Here is a 21,983-nt window from a genome sequence, read left to right as displayed (position 1 = left end):
CTGCTCCGTCTGTCACAGTTGCTACTACTTGATAAGTGTTGCCATCTGTGAATGTTCCCAAAGTACCACTCGCTGGCGTAGCGGTCTCTGTGTCTACACTCCAGTTACCACTTGCGTCAGGGGTTACCGCATACGTTGCGCCGTTGATCGTTACTGTCATATTTTCATCTCCAGGCAAAGCTGCCCCTGTGCCTGTTGTTCCTGTGATCACTGGTGTTGTGTCTGAGGTTGTTTGGCTTACTACCGTGGGTACGGTTGGATCCGTCGTGTCTATCACTAACTCGTCGGTGCTCGCATCTGTGGCAGTGTTACCTGCTCCGTCTGTCACAGTTGCTACTACTTGATAAGTGTTGCCATCTGTGAATGTTCCCAAAGTACCACTCGCTGGCGTAGCAGTTTCTGTATCTACACTCCAGTTACCACTTGCGTCAGGAGTGACTGCATACGTTGCGCCGTTGATCGTTACTGTCATCGTCTCGCCGGATGGCAATGCTGCGCCGGTGCCTGTTGTTCCGCTGATCGCTGGCGTAGCAGTTTCTGTATCTACACTCCAGTTACCACTTGCGTCAGGAGTGACTGCATACGTTGCGCCGTTGATCGTTACTGTCATCGTCTCGCCGGATGGCAATGCTGCCCCTGTGCCTGTCGTTCCTGTGATCACTGGTGTTGTGTCTGAGGTTGTTTGGCTTACTACCGTGGGTACGGTTGGATCCGTCGTGTCTATCACTAACTCATCGGTGCTCGCATCTGTTGCTGTGTTACCTGCTACATCAGTCACAGTCGCTACTACTGGGTAAGTGTTGCCATCTGTGAATGTTCCCAAAGTACCAGATATAGCAGGAGCCGTTTCTGTATCTATACTCCAGTTACCACTTGCATCAGGAGTTACATTATACGTTGCGCCATTAACAGTCACTCTCATATTTTCATCTCCAGACAAAGCTGCGCCTGTGCCTGTCGTTCCACTGATAACAGGTGTCGTGTCACTAGTAACTTGACTAACTACGGTTGGTACAGTGGGAGCTACTGTATCTATTATTATCTCATTGGAACTTATGTCCGTTGCTTGATTTCCTCCTCCATCTTCTACAATAGCTATCACTTCATAACTGTTTCCATTAGAAAATGTACCCAAAGTACCACTCGATGGAGTTGCCGTCTCTGTGTCTACACTCCAGTTGCCACTTGCGTCTGGGATCACTGCGTAAGTCGCACCATTGATTTCAACAGTCATAGATTCGTCAGCGTCAAGTTCTACACCAGTACCAGTCGTACCTGTGATAACAGGTGTCAGATCATTGGTTATTTGGCTCGAAACTGTAGGTGACGTTGGTGCTAAAGGCACCACAGCCTGAATAGCTGCAGTATTATCATTAGTTGCTTCATCATTGGCTACTGAAACTGGTACATCAATCGTTACATCATCAGACATATCTGGTGTAATATCAAGGGTATAAGTACTCCCATCAACGACTTGAAAATTGGACCCAAACCCATTGCTAATGACTACATCAGTCAGCACAAAATTGGAAACATCCTCGTCAAAACTAATTGTGACTGTAAAAGCTGAAGAACTAGAAATCACTGATGGTTCATTTTGAATATCTACCGTAGGAGGTGTAGTATCTATAGTCAGTTCGTTAGAAGTAACATCTGACACTTCACACCCAGAGACTCCTGCAGTAACCAACACTTCATTGACTCCATTCACGTCTGGATTAAAAGTACCAGCATCGGGAGTCACTGACTCTGTATCAATACTCCAATTGCCACTTCCGTCTGCTGACAAGTTGTATGTAGCACCTGCCACCTCTACTTCAAGAGACACGCCTGCATCTGCACTGCCAGAAATGATAGGTGTTGGATCATTAGTCACTATGTTTTGAACAGTAGGTACCGAAGGAAACCCAATCACTGAAATTGTAAAACCCTCGCCAATACTTGAGCAAGATGTTGATGAATTTGTGACAGTAATGGTTGCATTGTAAACATCAGGATCAGCACCTGTTGGTATGTCAATCGTAATAGGACTACTTGAAAGTGAAGCACCTAATACATCCACAAAACCAAAAGCCTCAGCTGTCCCATCAAAATCAATGCTATAAGTATCTGGAGAGTTAGTCGTAGCACTGTATACCAAGTCTCCAGATGCAGCTCCTGCACACACCTCTGGGTTTTGCCCTAATGTGATCGTAGGACTAGCAGGATCACTCAGAGTAACAGAAGCCAACTGATTAGAAGAACAGTTATTTAACGTGACGCTAATGTCAGTATAAGCACCTGCTGCAAGATTTGAAATTGTTAAGTTCCCACTCCCATCAGAAGCCAATGTTTGGGAGACCAAACTACCCAAAGTGTAGTCCACCGTGTAGGTAGTTGAGACATTCAAACCTGTCAACTGAATACTACCATTTGCCCCTCCACAGGTACTAGGATTTACTAAAGTTCCTTCAGCTATAACTGGATTGGTAGGATCCGTCAAGGTCGTGGACAAAGCATTGGACACACAAGTACTGTTCGTAACGGTGATATCTGTATATACTCCCTCTGCTAATCCAGAGATAGTATAATCTCCCGAACTATTCGCTGTAAAAGTTAACGTTGTGACTGGAGATCCTCCTATTTGATAATCCAAGTCATACGTAGTGTTTTCAGCCAAATTAATAATTTCGATAGAACCATCTACACCACTACATGTCGTAGGCGATGCTACTGTACCCAACTCTATATCTGGTGGGTTCAGTGTTATGCTTGCTATGGTATTCGATTGACAATTATTACCTGTTTCAGTGACACTAATATTGACATATGTGCCGGCACCCAGATTGTTGATTTGAACAGCTCCTGTCGCGTCAGCCGTCAAAGGGGTAGCAGAACTAACCAAGCTCCCTTCTTTGGTATATTGATAATCATAGTCATTGTTAAAAACTAAACCACTCAAACGAATATAGCCATCCGTAGAAGAACATGATGACGGGGATTCTTCAGTATCATATATAATAGTAGGAGCCAAAGGATCACTCAGGTTATATGGTCCCTCTAGCACGTTAGATGTACAACTAGATGAGGTTACTGAAATATCTGTATAACTACCCGCTGATAAACTATTGATTGTCAACTGACCGCCAGAGGCAGCAATAGTACGGCTAACAGGTGTACCGTCTTTCTCATAGTCAACAGTATAAGAAGAAGATCCTGACAACCCTCCCAATCTAATGTATCCCTCTGTCCCTCCGCATGTGGTAGGGCTAAAGGTTAGCTGATGAGAAATAGTAACAGGTGTAGGTTCACTAAGCACTACAGGCCCGGCTAGTACATTGGATGGACATGAAGGCAAGTCTGCATAGATATCCGTATAAGATCCATCATTGAGTCCTGAAATGATTGCTTCTCCACTCGCATTTGAATTCACATTAGTAGACACATCCACATTGTCTTTTTTGTACTTAATCGTATAGGCTTGAGAAGCTCCCAAACCACTAATCTGAATAGAACCATCAGTCAAATCACACCCGCTTGGGTTTTGATTCATATCCAATGCAATGGTATTAGTAGGGTTACAAGCGATAAGCACACCTGCAGAGGGATCACTTTCACAAAATGCTATGTCAGGATTATCCATGGTGACAGTAGCTATCCCATTGGCATATAATACTGCCGAAGGCACATCCAAATCCTCAATAATCCAAGAACCAATAGCTGCTACTGCACCCTGAGGAACAGAAGCTACTGCTCCTGGAATTTTCACTCCATCTATATACAGTTGAATGACATAGGCAGACGTAGTAGAAACAAGGACTTCACCTTCTAGCGTAGCATCGCCTGCAACAGGGTCAGATGTGATTACTAATGAGTTAGTAGGGTCAGGTGTTTTTGTACGTACCATCACGCCTGCCGAAAAATCTCCTTCTGGCTCACTTAAGTCTACATTTTCTGCCGTGGCAAATACCCACTGACCTGCACTGATAGATAGTCCTTCGGCCGTCCAAGACCCTGAAGAGAAAACTACTTGACTAGGAGTGACTTCACTTTTAGTACCTGTTTCGGTACTTGCTACATAAATTCTTATGACGAGGTTAGTTGTGCTTTCAGTAGTAGATCCGCTCACTTCAGTAACGGCACCTGCTGCCTCTATACAAAAATCATCTGTAATTACCGGTGCATCTGAAGGAGGCGCCAATACTTCCAAATTCACTTCATCAGACGTCAGGTCTGTACAAGCATACGACGTACTAGTAATTACTACTCGATAATCATATCCATTGTACGTCAGTGGCAAATTGGTAATAGACAGACTACTGGTAGTCGCACCAGAGTAACCAGGAGCAGATCCGCCGTTGGTTATATCATTCCATACAGAGCCATTAAATTCTTGCCATTGATAGACCAAGTCATCGCCAGTAGCTGATACTGAAAATGTAGCATCTCCATCCCGCGTCGTACTCTCTGCTACAGGCTCTCCAGTAATGTTACCAGCTACACCAGCAGTAGTTACGTAACTATTGGTGCCGGTATAACCTCCCTGACCATCTACCCTACCGTCACCATCTGATGCTACAGGCGAACTGCCCAAAATACCGTCATTATCCGAATCTGCATGTCCTGCTTCGACGACATCATAACAGCCATCATCATCACTGTCTAAATCTTGGTGGTTAGGAATCCCATCACCGTCAGTATCATACACATCTGGAAATCCATTGTTATCACTATCAGTATAGACAGTTGTAGATCCATCCCCTAAACCATTGTTGTCCAATGCATCTCTCCAATTTTCTAATCCATCACCATCCTCATCTCCATTAGGTTCATTACCTCCTGCCTCGACTATGTCATCTATTCCATCATTATCATCATCCAAATCTGCTGTATCGTCAAGCCCATCACTATCAGAGTTTGATTTATAACCAACTACTTGGTTGATAATAACCCCCGAATCATAAGTGCCGTCACCAACATCCGCAATTGCAATTTTGAAAGTATAAGTCGTGTTTGGCGTCAGGTTATCTATACGACCATTGAGTAAAGTGGTCATTCCATTAAACTCTATATACAATGGTCCTGGTACACCTTCATTATTATCTATATAATAATTGGATTTAGTCAAATCAGCCGCAGTGCCATCCTGGGCACTCCCACAGACTCCCCCATTTACAGAATTGACTGCTACGACATTGCCAGACTCTGGTACAAGCGCAATATTCTGGGTACCTGTAATTCCTGGTCCTGAGACGAAAAAACCAAAGACATCATTGTATTGAGAACATACATAATCCGGATATTCTTCTGACCCAAACTGATACGAAATAATAATAGCGTCCACATCGATCCCAGTAGTAATTTCAAACTGAAAAATCGCTGCATCATATATGCCATTCGCATTTATCGCTACCAAATCCGAATCACTATAGGTATTACCCGTATTCTCAGACGAGTTCGCTGCATCATTGGACGACAGAGCTGTCGTGACACTTCCAGTAGCTAGAATTATCCCCGAATCTACACTCAGATTAGCTCCGCTAATACCATTAGAGAAGGTACCATATTGGGCTCCCGCATCACCAGGATTAGGGAAAGTTCCGTTAGCCAAAGTAACACCTGTACCTTCTATGCGGCTCATCAGAGCGTTAGCACCTGCGCTTCCATCATCAATAGTGGCTTGAGCCATCACATTGAGTCTGAGTCCGGCATACAATAGGAACATGCAAAATGACCACTTCGCAAAAAATGCCCTCTTATTAATTTTTGAATGATTTTCTTTGGTAGAGAAATGAGTTTTCATAGTCTTCGTATTTATGAACAATCAATATTAGCATAGGGACACCCCTTATATGGGAGGACTCGTTGAACGATGAGGATTACTCGGTGAGATCAAACACCCTCCAGATCGGACTATCCCTACATTTAATTGCTACGTGACTCTAACTGACTCTTAGAAAATCAAAGTTCATGGGATAGTATATCCCTAAGTGTAGCTGTAATCGATTCGTATGCTCTAGTCGCTTCTTCGATACTTTGCTCTTTAGATATGCCCTGACCGAGCATGGCTTGCTGTGCACTTTCGATCACTTGATCCAAAGCTGTATATTCCAAAACTTCATTGCTCGTTTTGATTCCATAACAAGCCTCCTTCAACATTTTTTCGTCAAGTTCCTTCATTGCCTTTGAGAAACTGCTCATAAAACCCTCATACTGATCTAGGTAATGCTGAGTCAGTTCCTTTTTAAAATCAAGGTCTCCTTCTGACAACTCGTGTAGACGAAGACTAATTGGATCATTAATAGGACTTACTAGTCGCTTAAGGACTTTACCAGTATTTTTCAGAATTTTCTTATATAATTCTTCTGGATTAAAAGGCTTAGTTATATAATCTGTCATCCCTAACTCCTTCACTTTTTTTCGTACATCCAACAGTGCAGATGCCGTCAGTGCGATGATAGGCAGGTTTTGTCCATAGGTAGTAGACAGCTTTCTGATCTCTTGTGTCGCTTGATACCCATCCATTTCCGGCATTTGAAGATCCATCAATATGAGATCATAGCACTCGATCTTTGATCTCTCCAGTGCCAATCGTCCGTTTTCTACAAATTCCACCTTCATCCCCCATTTTTGCAAGAATTTTTCGAGTACGATTTGATTGGCTCGGTTGTCTTCTGCGACAAGTATATGAATGTCTCGATCTGCTACGTTTTCAAAAACAGACGACCCACTTTTAGTATCAGGGAGAACGTCTAACTCATTGCCTATCGGCAGTTCAATATCGAAATAGAATATAGAACCATACCCTAGCTCACTGTCTAAACTGATCTTACTCCCCATAAGCAACAGGAGCTTTTTGGTAATAGCAAGCCCTAAACCTGTTCCACCAAATTTTCTGGTAGTGTCATCACTGGCTTGTGCAAAATTTTCAAAAATCACGGACTGATTGGCTGACGCTACACCGATACCTGTATCATGTATTTCAAATCGGATTTGCGCCACACTCCCTTTCCTTTCTATCAAGGATATATCCAACTTGATAAACCCTTCTTCCGTAAACTTGACGGCATTGCTGAGTAGATTATTGATAATTTGAGTGATTCGAACTGAGTCTCCTACAAACATATTTGGCAACTGCTCATCATAGTTCAGGACTAATTCTAGGCCTTTTTTGTCCACCTCTGGCATGACCGACTGCTTCAGATTTATCAACACTTCTCTCAGGTTAAAATCTACCTTTTCAAAATCAATCTTGCCAGACTCTATCTTGTTATAATCTAAAATATCGTTAATCAACGAAAGGAGGTTTTCACCAGAAAATTTCAATAAATTGAGATGGTCAAGATGTTTTTGCTCCAATTCTTCCATGAGCAAAAGATTTGTTACACCCAGAATAGCATTCAGTGGTGTTCTAATTTCATGACTCATAGTCGAGAGAAAATTCTCCTTCGCTTTAGCTGATGCTATCGCTTCTTGCTTGGCATTTTCTGCAAGCCGCATGGCTCGTTGGATGGCTTCATCAAACTTCCTCCGTTTAGAGATATCTCGGGTGGAGGACTGTATCGAGACGACTTCTTGTTTCTCATTATAAATAGGCTTAGCATAAAATTCCACCCAAACATAACTGCCGTCCTTCTTACGTAACCTCGATTCTATGCCCGAAAAACCATACTCATTCAATGATTTAACATCTACCTGACTCTTAAACGTGTGAAACAAATCTGGATGAATCAGATCGTAGAGACTTACCCCTATCAATTCATCTTGTTCATAACCTAACAAGTCTTTGACTGATGACGATAAATATTTATATCTACCATCGGGCTCATGCAGACAAATCATATCTGCGGAGTACTCTGAGAGCCATCTATACTTTTCCTCACTTTTTTCCATCCGGTCTCTGGCTTCCACCAGTTCTTGGATATTTCTAGCTACACCATATATGTGTATACCTTGCCAATCATCAAACTCTATTTCTACAGTTTGTCCTACCCAAACAGGCCCATTGACACCTTTCATTTTAAACTCCAAATAGGAAGAAACTTCTTTGTTCTTAAGTATTCGAATGTAATACTCCGTCACTCGCTCAATATCAGATTCGTAAACCAATTCTGAAAAATGCATATTGAGTAGCTCATCCTCTGGGAAACCAGAAATACGTATCAGTACAGGATTGACATAAATAAACTTACCCTTCGGATCAAGCTCATATACCATGTCTCCAATTCTCTCCAGTCGATCTCTAAAAGTCTGCTCCGTTTGAGACTGAGCGACTCTAGTTTCTTCGAGTATTCTATTAGATTTCTTTAATTCCAAAAGCGCACTCACCTGTCGAGACAAAGCCCAAAGTGCTTCTTTTTGTCCCTCAGTTAGAGATTTAGGCTGATGATCTATTACACAAAGAGTCCCTAGCGCATAGCCACTGGATGATACCAGTGGCGCACCCGCATAAAACCTTACATGAGGCTCTCCTGTCGCCAATGGGTTGTCATGAAATCGCTCATCTTTGAAAGCGTCTGACACTTCGAGCAAATCCTGAGGTGAATGAATCGCATGTGCACAGTAAGCCAAATCTCTCGGTGTCTCTGACACATCTAATCCGTGATGCGACTTGAACCACTGCCGATCTTGATCGATCAAACTCACCAATGAAATCGGCGAGTCACATATCTGGGCTGCAATCTTCGTAATATCGTCAAAACTCTGCTCTATGGCCGTGTCGAGAATCTGATACGAGTATAACTCATCCAGCCTTTGTTTCTCATTAGTTGGTTTTTTTGGCGATATCATGAATTCATTTTCTGACTTTAATAAACGGTGCGATCTATCTAAAACCTCCCATATTCCCGTTTTAGAGCATTTCGATTTTACTCAGTAGTTCTGGTTTGTATTTAGCACTTACGGGTACTACATTATCTCCTATAACCAGACTATTTTGATCGATATTATCAATTTTATTAATCTGAACAAGGTAAGACCGATGCACTCTCATAAACAGATCCTTTGGTAACTTATCCTCTATACTACTCAACTTGTAATACACGACGTGGGTCTTATCTGCGGTATGTACTTTGATATAGTCTCCATACCCTTCTACATACAAAATAGACTCAAATTGCACCTTTGTAAGTAGAAAATCTATTTTCATGAAAACTGCATCACTACCCGTTACATTTTTCTCCTTCAGCGCTATGTTGTCCTTCGCCTTGGTTACGGCATTCATAAAGCGCGCATAACTTTCAATCGGCTTCACCAAATAATCTGTAACGTTAAATTCGAATGCTTCCACTGCATACTTTACCTGCGATGTGATGAGAATAATTTCTGGCTTTTTGTTCAATGACTTGATAATGTCCAAACCACTAATCTCTGGCATTTGCACATCTAGAAAAACAATATCTGGCTCCAATTCTATGATGGCATTGGTCCCCTCTACGGCACTCTGATATGACCCCAGTAAGGTCAAAAAACCTGTTTGATCTATGAGTGATGTAATGATTTTTAATGCAATAAATTCATCATCAATAGCGACACATGTTAACTTCTTAAGCATGGTTGTTGTTTTGGTTAGTTAAATTTCTTCTTTTAGTCTTTAAAATCAAGATTGATCATATTTCTAAAAGTTACTAAAACCACAGTTAAATCAATTGACTTTTCAAAGTAATTCAAAATAACACCTCTCGTCTACACCCTATCTAGGTATAGATTCTTTTCAATTCTTCTATTTTGGCACTCGCTTCGGTGACAAATGGCTCCAAATGTGCTTGAAGAAAATCAACATCCTTGTTGATCGCTGCTGCTTCTATCTCAAATATTTTGGAGATAAACTGCTTTTGTTCTAGGTTTTCAAAATTAGGTTTGACCTTGTGCGAAGTACGTGCTAGAGCATCATAGTCTCTGGCTTGGTATTGCTTCATCATTTTTTCCAATTCAAAAGGTACCACATCCAACACTCCTTCGATGATGTCCCGCACCATTTCATCATCCTGATTGGTTATCTGATACAAATATGGAAATTGTGCTCTGGAGATTTGCTTCACCTCAGCATTCGACTTTTTTTTCGTAGGTATAGGTTCGAGCATTTTTATCTCTTCGATAGGACATATCATTACCAATACACCACCTTCGATCTTAAGATCAAAAGCACCATTTATTCCTATGTATTTGCGTACTATCCGCTGTAGTGCATCAGGCAGGTGATTAGACTTAAAAGTAAGCCTAATTGATCTGGCAGGCTCGTCATAAGCAAAAGTCACTCGTACTCGACCATCAGGTTGCCCATCGTTGATAATACTGAGTAGACGAACAATACCGATATAAAACTTATGCTTGTTTCCAATCACGATAGATGATTCGAACTCTTTCTCAAAAACCAAATGAGCATCTGACTCACCAAGAAAAGTGTCCTCTACCGCCGCTATAATTTGGTCTATCTTGAAAGGTATATTTGTTTCTTTGAACTCAGTAGCTACCAGTTGGTTGACGGCATACTCCAGATACCCTGTAATGATACCCATGCTCAACTGGTGCCTCTTTTTAGTCTCGGGATCTAAATGCTCACTACTTGATTTAGACAAAAATTTTAGCCCTGAAATCGGCGTTTTAATCTCGTGATGTAACCTGCTATTAACAGTCTGATTTGTATCCTTCTCTTTCTCGAGTACTCGCACCAGTTGACGCAAGTCACTGTTCTGCTTCATCACTCCCTTTTCGTCTAATTCTCGTTCCGTCATCTTTTCGTACATCTGTGTGCGATCATATATCAGCCAATGCAATTGGAGTTGCCCCTCAACAAGTACCTTTTCTATGCGGTAATCATTAATGAGGGCTCCTTTAAAAAAGGAATCTGAAACACGGAAGTAATTAATAATCTCTCCCTGTTGTAAAGCCAATATTTGCTCTCTTTTACTATTTAAAAATTGGCTTTCCTTGAATATGAGTCCTTCAAAACCAGAGAGTTTTTCCAATGTATCACATGAGCCAATAAAACTTCCATCTTGGTCTAAGACCACCAATTGCGTCTCATTAGCTACAAGCTCCGATTTGTATTGGGAATATTCCATGTTATCTATTCTAAACTGTACTGCTCTTGATCCTATTGAAATTCACTAAGGCTACAAGGTATCAAATGATTACACTTCATATTTATTTTCTCGGTCAAAGCCCTCTCTTTGTAGTCGAATGCGTTCTTATTTAAGGTGAAATTCACATCAATTCAAGGCCGCTTTTATGGCATTCAAATCTTCGAGGATTTCGTGACAAGTAACTTTGATCTCGTCGAACATCTTTCGCTCCTCCGTTTTGGTAGATTCCAAGGTGTCAATTTTATCAAAAAAGGCATCCATACTAGTAATGGACAGTGCCTCATTGCTCTTACTGATTTTTTCGCAAGCTTCTTTTAGTTGGGGTATATTGTCACGGATCACGGCTTCTGAAAACTGAATTCGAAATGCCTTATAGTGGCCCAAATAATGCCCTACCAGTTCGCTTACAAAACTCGCATCCCCCTCAGCATAATTCATCAATTGCTGATAAATAGCATTCTCAGGTAAGTTTATAAGGTTTTTGACATTCACCACATGATGATATTTAATAATCTTCTTGTACAGTTCTTCTGGATTGAAGGGTTTGGTTATAAAATCTGTCATACCTAGTTCCTTCACCTTTTTTCTCACTTCCATCATCGCTGAAGCACTAAGCGCAACAATAGGCACCTGCTTGGCATAGACAGTGTCCATATCTCTAATAGCTGTTGTTGCTTGATAGCCATCCATTTCCGGCATTTGCAAATCCATCAAAATCAAATTGTATGCTTCGGACTTAGCCTTTTCCATGGCTACCATTCCATTTTCAGCGAAATCAGTTTTAACCCCCCATTTATCCAAAAATTTCTGCAATACAATTTGATTGGCTCGATTGTCCTCCGCAACTAATACTTTGATGTTTTTATCTGCTACATTGGTAAATATCATTTCGGTAGGTCGATTCTGGGATGAGATGGACTCATTGTTCCCGATAGGAAAAGTCACATCAAAAGAGAATACAGATCCTAAGCCCAAATCACTATCAAGTCGAATCTCACTTCCCATCAGCTCAAGTAGTTTTTGGGTAATAGCCAGCCCTAACCCTGTCCCTCCAAACTTTCTAGTGGTATCACTACTCGCTTGCGAAAAATTCTCAAAAATCATCGATTGATTGGACTTTTGGATACCAATCCCCGTATCCTGCACTTCGAAATGAATTGTTGCTTGTTCATCATCGCGCGATACCAATGACACATCAAGCTTGACAAAACCCTCTTCGGTAAACTTGATGGCATTGCTCATCAGGTTGTTGATCACCTGAGCAACTCTGACCGAATCCCCTACAAAGACGTATGGCAATGACTCATCATACCTCAATATTAGCTCTAATTCCTTCCCTTCTATTTTGGTGGACAAAGTTTGTTTTATACGGATCAATAGTTCTTTAAGATCAAAATTAACTTCCTCAAACTCTATTTTCCCTGCATCAATCTTATTGTAATCAAGGATATCATTGATCAGTCCAAGGAGGTTTTCTCCAGAAAACTTCAATAGCTCTATATGCTCCATATGTTCCCTTTTCATATCCTCGGATAATAAGAGATTAGTAACTCCCAGTATGGCATTGAGTGGAGTTCTGATTTCATGGCTCATATTGGAAAGAAAATTCTCCTTGGCCTTCGCCGAAGCTATCGCTTCCTGCTTAGCTACCTCAGCCAACTCGGTGGTTTCTCTAAGCGCTTCTTTGTAATTTTTATCCACGGTAATATCCCAATTAGTCCCTATCATCCGTAGCGGCTGCCCTTTATCGTTACGCTCTACCAAAGCCAACGCTCTAATGTGACGAACAGATTGGTCTGGCCATATTACTCTGAATTCTATATCAAATTTTTCCGTCCCCGATATGGCATTTGCTACCTCCTCATCTAGGCGCACTACATCATCTGGGTGCAGTGTTTTTCGCCAGTCTTCATATTGATTAGTAAATTGTCCTTCCTTCAAACCATAGAGATCGTGCATAATACTATCCCATATCAGCTCATTATCTGCTATTTCATACTCCCAAATCCCCACCTTAGCGGCCTGAGTTGCGAGCGTTAGTCTATCTGAGGCGTTTTTCAATGCGTCTTCTACTTCTTTCCTTTGCGTTATATTCTCAATCTGAGACACAAAATGTAGTGGCTGCCCATTACTACTTTTGACTAAAGAGACACTCAGCAAGACCCACAAAATCTTTCCGTCCTTGCGGAAATACCGCTTCTCCATTTGATAGCTATCAATAACGCCATCTATTAATTCATGTAACTGATTAATATCTCTTTCTAGATCGTCTGGGTGAGTAACATCCTGAAAGGTCAATAGTTCTAATTCTTCTTTACTATAGCCTAGCATCTCACACAACTGTCTGTTGGTACTAAGCCATTTTCCTGAAGTAGAGACCAACGCCATTCCTATGGCTGAATATTCGAATGCTTGCTGAAATTGTCCTTGGCTTTGTTCCAGATTTTCTTTTACCTCATCATTTCTATTGAGTGTGCGCACTAAGAACCAAGTCGTGATCAAGAAAGCAATGATGATCCCAGTAATCAGAATAGAAATACCTAGCTCCGAACTCATCGTTGTTCTCGGTGCTAGCATTAATCGTAAGTAACCAAAGAAGACTGGAATAATTATGACTAGAGGAATCATAATCTTGGCTACTCTACCACCCGAATGTCGGCTCACAATGACTTTCATGAAACCGCTCTCAGAATTGAGCAACAGTATACCCACTGCTGCCAATATAAAGCCTACTGCTGTGTGCAGTGACATAGGCAGCTCTGTCAATACTCCAAAAAACTCTCCTACTCCATACAAATACCCCAGAACTGAGAAAAAACCTACAATAAACACCCCGAGCAGCAAGGCATTGGCTATTTTCTTATATTTCTCGATTCCTGACAAATAAATAGAAATCCCAAGTAAAAGAAACCCCACAGCAGTATTGGGCGCCATACTGTTAGAAACATTACCTACCATATCTGTGGTTAGTTCTCGTGCAAACAACACCTGATCTATTTGAAAATCAGAATTCAGAAAACCACTTATCAACTTTGCTACACTTATCGAGATCATGAGACCTACGATGAGTATGACTCCTAAATCCTTGGACTGGTCAGGCACTTGTCTCTTGCACAAACGAGAGTGACCTATACCTGATAGCATAAAACAAAAAGCAGTCAAAGGGTTCATTGCCACCAGCCCAGAAATAGGCCGCTTCAAAAACTCCACATCAAATATCCAGCCTAACATAACTAACGCACCTACTGCAAAAGTGGCATAAGAAATGTATAGTGATGTTCGCCTTAATAACCAAGGATATTGATTTTCAACTTGGTGGTTAATTTCAGGTACAGTCATAGGTTGTCTTGGGTTGATTAACCCTAATTTATATAATAATAAGAAATCGATGCTCCTCATTGAGGTTTTCTATTCCATCCGTCATTGACGACTCTGATCATTTGGGTTCTCTATCAATATGAGTACGTGAAAGGTACGCGCTGCAAGCCCACACCCAATGTCGCTAAGTTAAGCGTCATGCTCCGGCTAGACCGGGGCATCTCCAGTTCTGGTGGCAGGGAGATTCTCCTATCAAGTAAGGGGAAAGACGAGTTGACCAAAAAGCGAAGGCTTAACTTAACAACAATGAGCCCGCACCGGCAGTGCTGTGAGCGGGAGTAAAACGACGAGGCAGCGTCATCTACCTCGTCAGCGTGTACTTGAGAATCGACTACTAGACTACTAAACCTCTTCTTCTGGGGCAGGGGCGCTTTGGCGGTTTTTCACGGTCTGGTTGTAGCTCTCCACCAGTTGTTCGATCTGGGAGATCACCCGATCGTAGGCCTCACTGGGGTTGATCACTGCGTAGGCAGAGAGATGCTTTGTCAGTGTGAGGTAGGCCGCCTCGGTCTGCTCACGCACCTCGGCAAATTTCTCTTTGGGCGCATCGGCATACGCCTCGTTTCGTTCCAGATACTTGGTATCGAATAGGTCGTTGGCCGTCTTGAGCTCGGCAAACCACTCCGTGAGATGGAGCGCCGCAGCAGCCTCGGTCAGACTGGTCTGAGCCTCTATCTCATCGATCATGCTACGGATACCCGCCGTCTCCTCAGGGTAGCTCTTTCGATACAGGTCACGGCCATGCTTGTCGAGTAGTTTGCGCAGTGCCTCACAGGCAGTTCTGCTGGTCTCAGCATAGTGCTTTTGATAGGAGTCCACGTTGGTATTGATACCGATCAGGGCATCGTCTCTACGGCCATCCAAGTCTTGGATCTCCGCTGTGATGGCATTGCCTTGATCGAGGATAAACAGTTTTTTGAGCCCTTGGAACCGCTCATCGAGCAGACTGACCTGCGGCGCTACATTGAGCGCGGTGGGGTCGTTAGCAGCAAGGATCGTGAGGACATTGTCGCTGAACTGTACTGTTTCAGCATTTTTGAAATGATTAAATAAAGGTTGCATACATGTGATTGGTTTAAGATTGGTTTTAGTTTATGACTAAAAATATCTCAATACACGCTGTGATACAAGTGTTTACATGACTAAAAGTAAGTTTTAGCCTTCTCGTAGGCTGCAGGGAGGTATTTAGCGCCATGGATTCCTTCTCGTAGGCTGCAGGAAGGTATTTAGCGTCGTGGATTCCCTCTCGTAGGCTGCAGGGAGATATTGAGCACCGTGGATTCCTTCTCGTAGGCTGCAGGACGATATTTAGCACTGTGGATTCCTTCTCGTAGGCTGCAGGAGCAAATTCAGAACACTTGAAAAAGCCTAAGTGGCAGTAAAGGAAGGAACCCAATTAAAAATCCATTAGATTAGAGAGGAATATAAGCAGGTATGTTGCACAAAGCGATACTTGGTTGAGTGTTGTAAGCAGGAATAAAGAGTATGAAAATATTTATATCACATTCTTCAAGAAATAAAGATTATGGGATTTTACTTGTGGAACTTCTTAGAAATCTTGGCATCAAAGAAGACGAGATAATATTCACAAGTAATGTCGCATACGGTATACCTGTTGGTCAAAACATTTTTCATTGGCTAAAATCCCAAATTGAGGAAAAACCGTTCGTTATATATTTACTCTCTGAGCAGTATTATGAAAGTATAGCCTGCCTCAATGAAATGGGAGCTGCATGGATAATTGAAAATGACCATGCTGCTATATTTACTCCAGATTTCGACTTATCAAGTGAGGAATTTCAAAGTGGTGCCTTAGACCCTAGAGAGATTGGATTTTATATAAATGATGAAGAGAGAGTTTTATCATTTATCCAATTGTTATCAAATAGTTTCAAACTTTCTAACAATACAATTTTGATTTCACAAAGTGTGAAAAAATTCATTACTGAAATTGGCAAGGTTAAATCGGAATCAAAACTTAATCAGCAACCTTCTAGAATTCCAATTACTCCTAAAAGAGAAAAAATTGAGACTGCAGTAGCAGAAACTATATCCAAAACTGAACCTGTACAAATCGAAAAAGGAGATTTATATTCTAAATTTTTAGGCTTAATAAGAGCCAATAGATTAAAAGTTGATGAATTATTACTTCTACACTATATCATAGATACTAGTAAAGTAAAGCTAATGACAGGCTGGCAAAAAGAACATGAAGTTTCTAACATTACTGAATGGGAAAAAATCAACGATATTAAAGACGTTTTATCCAAAAACTACGCTGGGGTATTAAACAGATTTGAGTTAAGAGGATTTACTGAAGTTTCTGCAGTTACGAATTATGGCAACCCAAAAGAGATAACTATCAAAAATGAAATTGCATCTAAAATTTTGGATTTGCCGAATGACGTAAATCTAAAAATTGAAGCTATTGTAAAAGATAATTTCTACGAACATCCGGATGAAGTTGAAGAAGATGATGGACTTCCTTTCTAATCATCTCGATTGCGATTGCGTCTTTCTGGCATTTTAAATGCCTCTAAAATTTTCAGTCGCATTCGGAAATGCGACCGAGCTGGAACTTATTGACAAAATCCAGTAGATTAAACATTTCCCACTGGTCGTAGCATCCGCTAAGCCCCATCTACCCGTGCTAGCACGAACTACAATTTTATCAATATAGGACCACTCGCGCTTTCCGGGCGTCACCAATAATTCCAATCACATACTTTATGTTCTCAACCCTTGCTATACTTGGTGTAAATATGCACCAGAAGGAAAAATTATGGGACGACAAAGTATATCATTTACAGAGCCAAACGACGAATGGATTAAGGCGCAAGTTGAAAGACAAGAGTATTCAAGCAAAAGTGAACTTATTAACGACTTAGTTAGACAAGCACGAAACCAGCAACAGGAGATTGACTATATACGCATGAAACTTGAAAGAGCAGAAAAGTCTGGCTTCACAAATGATTCCAAAAGCGACATCCTAAGGCAGACAAAGGCTCAATGATAACAGAATACAGAATTAGTGAAGTTGCCAAAGAAGAATCGACAGCCTCAACAAACTAGGACAAAAAACATAATGCTAGTCAAGTAGACGTCCTCTAGTAAAAAGGACAATTGACCCCTGAGAATAGCGGATAAAAAATTAGTTTTGCGATCCAATATTTATATCTATGTACAAGTCCATTTTACGTCCCTTACTTTTCAATTTCAATCCAGAAAAGGCTCATCATCTGACCTTCTTCTTTCTCAAACTGGCTAAAAACATTCCTTTCGGGATTGGCTTGATCAAACTCTTTAGCCCAAGAGTGAGGTCTACCCCTCAGGAGCATTTTGGTCTCAAGTTTCCAAACGGGATCGGCCTAGCCGCTGGACTGGACAAGAATGCTGAGGCTATTGACGCTTTTGCTGCGCTTGGATTCGGATTTGTAGAGATCGGTACGGTCACCCCAAAACCACAGGCAGGAAACCCAAAACCACGACTGTTTAGACTCAAGGAAGACGAAGCACTCATCAACCGCATGGGCTTCAACAACGATGGTGTGGCTGTCATCAAAGAGAGACTCAAAAAAAGAAAATCCAAAGTGATCGTCGGGGGCAACATTGGCAAAAACAAGGTCACCCCGAACGAAGAAGCGGTCAATGACTACTTGATTTGCTTCAAAGAGCTATATCCAGTCGTAGATTACTTTGTCATCAATGTAAGCTCACCCAACACGCCTGGGCTGAGAGAACTCCAAGAAAAAAAACCACTGACAGATCTGCTATCAAGACTGATGATCGAGAATCGGAAAAAGAAAGAACAGAAACCTATCCTCTTAAAGATCGCTCCAGATCTAACAGATAGCCAGCTGACCGATATCATCGAGATCATCAAAGAGACCAAAATCGCTGGTGTCATCGCCGCTAATACGACAATCGATCGATCAAACCTCAAGACGGACTCAGACACCATCGAGACGATAGGAAACGGGGGACTCAGCGGAAGCCCAGTCCATGAAAAATCCACAGCTGTCATCCGCTATCTATATGAACATTCGCAAGGAGCGTTCCCAATCATAGGCGTAGGTGGCATCAACTCCGCAGCACGTGCTGAAGAAAAAATCCAAGCCGGCGCCTGTATGGTACAACTATACAGCGGCTTCATCTACGAAGGCCCTCAGCTGATCAAAGACATTAGCCAAAAGCTGTAGAGCATTGACTCGTCTAGCAGACTAGATACCGAAAAATTTTGTTGTCAAATTGTTTATTTTACGCTCTGAAAAAATACTGAATGGCTAAGAACACATTTAAGAATCAGAAAGAAGACAAAAAGTCCTTTAAGCTCAATCTACCTCAACTAAACCTTGGTTTTTTGGAAGATCGACGGTTGCATTTATCTCTAGGTTTCTTAGCACTCGTATCCAGTTTATTTCTACTAACTGCATTCTTTTCTTATCTATTCACTGGCAAAGCTGATCAGAGCATCATCGGCAATGTCATCGATACAGGGGTCAAAGCATCTGGTATAGAAGCCGAGAATTGGCTTGGACTATTTGGTGCCTATGCCTCTCATTACTTTATATACAACTACTTTGGGATTGCATCATTTCTCATCCCGCCATTTCTCTTCCTTATTGGATACAAAACCGTCTTTAGACGAGAGATTCTACCTATCTCTCAGTCATTTTATTTCGTGTTATTCTTCTTGATCTGGATCAGTATCCTCATTGGTTACTTTATGATCAACTCTGAATCCATCTATGAATGGGGTTTTCTTGGAGGTGGCATAGGATTCGAACTCGCAGCACTCATGGATAGCCTCATGGGCTGGGGTACACTGCTATTCTTGATCTTAACCTTTGTCGTATTCACCATCTACTTCTTGAACATCACGCAAATGACGGGGTTATCTAGTATTAAACTCCCCAAAGATCACGCAATAAAGGAAGAGAAGTCAGCAGAAGAATCGAACGACGAAGAGGAAGCGCTTGATTCGGTCATGGATGACGAAAACTACGACACGTTACCAGACGAAGAGTCCGATGACATGGTATTGATCAGAAAGGAGGAAAAATCAGAGGACGACACCAATCCTGACGACATAGCTGCCATGGTCGCCTCTATTAAAGAAGAAGTAGAGGAAGAAGAAGCACAACTCAAAAAAGAAAATGAGGAAAGCTGGTCCGTAAACAAACCAAAAACACCTCCAAAGAAAGAGGACAAGCCAGGACTAGTTCTAGATGTCAATATTCCAGAAACCCCTCAGAGCAAAACACCTCCCTCTCCTATAAAACCAAAAGAAGAAGGAATAGCATTCGAGGCAGAGATTAACAAAACACCTGAAAAGTCTGCTGACAAACTAGAGAACTACGACCCAACCTTAGATCTAGGCAACTACCAATACCCTACTCCAGACCTACTCACCGACTACCCTAACAACGGCGTGCAAGTCACCAAAGAGGAGCTAGAGGAAAACAAAGACAAAATCGTCGAGACACTGATCAACTTCAAAATCGGTATCTCCAGTATCAAAGCGACCATTGGCCCTACTGTAACCCTTTACGAGATCATACCTGAGGCTGGTGTTAAAATCTCAAAGATCAAGAACTTAGAAGATGACATTGCACTAAGTTTAGCTGCGTTAGGGATACGTATCATCGCACCTATCCCTGGCAAGGGCACAATAGGTATCGAGGTACCAAACACTAACCGCGAAATGGTAGATGTTAAATCCGTACTCTTCACTGAAAAGTTCATGAAGAGCAAAGCAGAGCTACCTGTAGTGTTAGGAAAAACCATTTCCAATGAGGTATTCGTGACGGATTTAGCCAAAATGCCTCACCTATTGATGGCAGGGGCTACTGGACAAGGTAAGTCTGTCGGATTGAACATCCTACTGACCTCTCTAGTCTATAAAAAACACCCTTCACAACTCAAGTTTGTTTTGGTAGACCCAAAAAAGGTGGAACTCACACTGTTCAACAAAATCGAGAAACACTTCTTGGCTAAGCTACCAGACACAGAAGATGCCATCATTACAGACACTAAAAAAGTAATCCATACGCTCAATTCTCTCTGTATCGAGATGGACAACCGCTATGACATGCTCAAAGATGCGGGATGTAGAAACCTCAAAGAATACAATAACAAATTCGTCGAGCGGAGACTAAACCCTAACAAAGGACATAAATTTCTACCCTACATTGTACTCGTCATCGATGAGTTAGCAGACCTCATGATGACCGCCGGTAAGGAAGTGGAGACCCCTATCGCTAGGCTCGCACAGCTAGCGCGTGCCATTGGCATACACCTAGTAGTAGCCACACAGCGTCCATCTGTCAACGTCATCACGGGTATTATCAAAGCCAACTTCCCGGCAAGGTTGTCCTTTAGAGTAACCTCCAAGATTGACTCACGAACGATTCTAGATGCAGGTGGAGCAGAGCAACTCATTGGTATGGGAGACATGTTACTATCACTAGGTTCTGATATGATCCGTCTACAGTGTGGGTTTGTTGATACACCAGAGGTCGAACGAATCTGTGAGTTCATCGGTGACCAGCAGGGATACGAATCTGCCTATATGCTACCAGAGTTCGTGGGCGAGGACAGTGACAGCGGTGCGGTAGGAGAAGTCGACCTCAAAGACCGTGACGTACTATTCGACGATGCAGCCAGACTAATCGTCATGCATCAGCAAGGCAGCACATCTTTGATCCAAAGAAAACTCAAACTAGGCTACAACCGAGCAGGCCGCCTAATAGACCAATTAGAAGCAGCAGGTATCGTCGGAGCATTCGAAGGTAGCAAAGCCCGAGAAGTCCTCGTTAGCGACGAATACAGTTTGGAACAGTTATTGAATGAATTGAACGGATAATAAAAAATAAACCAAAAAAACAATGAAATTTATCATCACTAGCCTACTGCTGTCAGTACTCTTCATAGGGCAAGCTTCTGCACAAAAAGACCCTAAAGCCAAAAGCATTTTGGACGAGATGAGTAACAAATATAAAAACATCCCATCCTTCAAGGCTGACTTCACTTACAACATGGAAAACCCAGAAGCGGACATCAATGAAGGCTTCAAAGGAAAAGTAAGTGTCAAAGGAGAGCAATACAAAATCAGTATGGAAGGCCAAGACATTATGTTCGATGGAGAGAACGTTTGGACTTATCTCAAAGAAGACGGAGAAGTTACTGTTGCTCCATTCGAAGAGTCAGAAGAAGAAATATCACTTTCCAACATCTTCACACTCTACCAAAGCGGGTTCAAGTACCTATACCTAGAATCTAGAGATGGTGGAAAAACGGATGTAGTAGATCTCGTACCAGAAGATTTGAACAAAAACTATTTCAAAATCAGAATGCAAATCAATGCTGCTACTAAAGAACTCAAGACATTCAAAGTGTTTGACAAGTCAGGTAGTAGATATGTATACACCATCGTTTCGTTCCAAGAGGACAGTTCCCTTACGGACGCAGACTTTACTTTCAACAAAGCAAAGAATCCAAACGTAGAGGTAATCGATTTCAGATAACCACATGCGGTATTTA

11 protein-coding genes are annotated in these 21,983 nt (G+C 41.8%); 5 read left to right on the top strand and 6 right to left on the bottom strand.

Going from position 1 to position 21,983, the window contains the following annotated elements; all coding sequences use genetic code 11:
- From BGP76_RS00130 to BGP76_RS00105, 6 genes are all read right to left on the bottom strand, one after another.
- Window positions 1-5,782 (bottom strand): choice-of-anchor L domain-containing protein (locus BGP76_RS00130; protein ID WP_147407335.1); only part of this gene is annotated, 5,782 nt, incomplete at its 3' end.
- 158 nt (window positions 5,783-5,940) lie between these two features.
- Entirely contained in the window at window positions 5,941-8,769 is a 2,829-nt protein-coding gene (locus BGP76_RS00125; protein WP_119843170.1) for a PAS domain S-box protein, read from the bottom strand.
- A gap of 61 nt (window positions 8,770-8,830) precedes the next feature.
- Window positions 8,831-9,532, bottom strand: coding sequence for a LytTR family DNA-binding domain-containing protein (locus tag BGP76_RS00120; RefSeq protein WP_119843169.1), 702 nt, complete (start codon window positions 9,530-9,532; stop codon window positions 8,831-8,833).
- Window positions 9,533-9,674: 142 nt separating this feature from the next.
- Window positions 9,675-11,042 carry a hypothetical protein gene (locus BGP76_RS00115; protein WP_119843168.1) on the bottom strand — a complete coding sequence of 456 codons (1,368 nt, stop codon included), beginning with the start codon at window positions 11,040-11,042 and terminating at the stop codon, window positions 9,675-9,677.
- Window positions 11,043-11,189: 147 nt separating this feature from the next.
- Window positions 11,190-14,402 carry a PAS domain-containing protein gene (locus BGP76_RS00110; protein ID WP_158583966.1) on the bottom strand — a complete coding sequence of 1,071 codons (3,213 nt, stop codon included), beginning with the start codon at window positions 14,400-14,402 and terminating at the stop codon, window positions 11,190-11,192.
- A 381-nt stretch (window positions 14,403-14,783) separates the two neighbouring features.
- Window positions 14,784-15,503 (bottom strand): DUF6261 family protein, encoded by a 720-nt coding sequence (locus tag BGP76_RS00105; protein ID WP_119843166.1) that lies wholly within the window; start codon window positions 15,501-15,503, stop codon window positions 14,784-14,786.
- 423 nt (window positions 15,504-15,926) lie between these two features.
- Here BGP76_RS00105 and BGP76_RS00100 point away from each other — a divergent pair, with 423 nt between their 5' ends.
- The 5 genes from BGP76_RS00100 (at window position 15,927) to BGP76_RS00080 (ending at window position 21,967) form a co-directional block, all read left to right on the top strand.
- Window positions 15,927-16,934 carry a toll/interleukin-1 receptor domain-containing protein gene (locus BGP76_RS00100; protein ID WP_119843165.1) on the top strand — a complete coding sequence of 336 codons (1,008 nt, stop codon included), beginning with the start codon at window positions 15,927-15,929 and terminating at the stop codon, window positions 16,932-16,934.
- Window positions 16,935-17,223: 289 nt separating this feature from the next.
- Window positions 17,224-17,454 carry a type II toxin-antitoxin system ParD family antitoxin gene (locus BGP76_RS00095; protein WP_119843164.1) on the top strand — a complete coding sequence of 77 codons (231 nt, stop codon included), beginning with the start codon at window positions 17,224-17,226 and terminating at the stop codon, window positions 17,452-17,454.
- A gap of 166 nt (window positions 17,455-17,620) precedes the next feature.
- Entirely contained in the window at window positions 17,621-18,640 is a 1,020-nt protein-coding gene (locus tag BGP76_RS00090; RefSeq protein WP_119843163.1) for a quinone-dependent dihydroorotate dehydrogenase, read from the top strand.
- Between the two features lie 80 nt (window positions 18,641-18,720).
- Complete coding sequence (locus BGP76_RS00085; protein ID WP_119843162.1) at window positions 18,721-21,306, top strand: DNA translocase FtsK; 2,586 nt, start codon at window positions 18,721-18,723, stop codon at window positions 21,304-21,306.
- Between the two features lie 22 nt (window positions 21,307-21,328).
- Window positions 21,329-21,967, top strand: a complete 639-nt coding sequence (locus BGP76_RS00080) for an outer membrane lipoprotein carrier protein LolA (RefSeq protein ID WP_073125733.1) — start codon at window positions 21,329-21,331, stop codon at window positions 21,965-21,967.
- The last annotated feature ends 16 nt before the right edge of the window (window positions 21,968-21,983 follow it).

The organism is Reichenbachiella sp. MSK19-1 (genome assembly GCF_003590315.1).
Classification (GTDB): Bacteria; Bacteroidota; Bacteroidia; order Cytophagales; family Cyclobacteriaceae; genus Reichenbachiella; species Reichenbachiella agariperforans.
Note: the sequence above shows the minus strand (reverse complement) of the source record. Positions and strands in the feature narration are given on the sequence as shown.

What these genes read in the sequence shown, in the direction of transcription:
- BGP76_RS00100 (WP_119843165.1), top strand. Translation starts at nt 15,927, where the DNA reads ATGAAAATATTTATATCACATTCTTCAAGAAATAAAGATTATGGGATT.
- BGP76_RS00095 (WP_119843164.1), top strand. Translation starts at nt 17,224, where the DNA reads ATGGGACGACAAAGTATATCATTTACAGAGCCAAACGACGAATGGATT.
- BGP76_RS00105 (WP_119843166.1), bottom strand. Translation starts at nt 15,503, where the DNA reads ATGCAACCTTTATTTAATCATTTCAAAAATGCTGAAACAGTACAGTTC.
- BGP76_RS00125 (WP_119843170.1), bottom strand. Translation starts at nt 8,769, where the DNA reads ATGATATCGCCAAAAAAACCAACTAATGAGAAACAAAGGCTGGATGAG.
- BGP76_RS00120 (WP_119843169.1), bottom strand. Translation starts at nt 9,532, where the DNA reads ATGCTTAAGAAGTTAACATGTGTCGCTATTGATGATGAATTTATTGCA.
- BGP76_RS00115 (WP_119843168.1), bottom strand. Translation starts at nt 11,042, where the DNA reads ATGGAATATTCCCAATACAAATCGGAGCTTGTAGCTAATGAGACGCAA.
- BGP76_RS00110 (WP_158583966.1), bottom strand. Translation starts at nt 14,402, where the DNA reads ATGACTGTACCTGAAATTAACCACCAAGTTGAAAATCAATATCCTTGG.
- BGP76_RS00090 (WP_119843163.1), top strand. Translation starts at nt 17,621, where the DNA reads ATGTACAAGTCCATTTTACGTCCCTTACTTTTCAATTTCAATCCAGAA.
- BGP76_RS00080 (WP_073125733.1), top strand. Translation starts at nt 21,329, where the DNA reads ATGAAATTTATCATCACTAGCCTACTGCTGTCAGTACTCTTCATAGGG.
- BGP76_RS00085 (WP_119843162.1), top strand. Translation starts at nt 18,721, where the DNA reads ATGGCTAAGAACACATTTAAGAATCAGAAAGAAGACAAAAAGTCCTTT.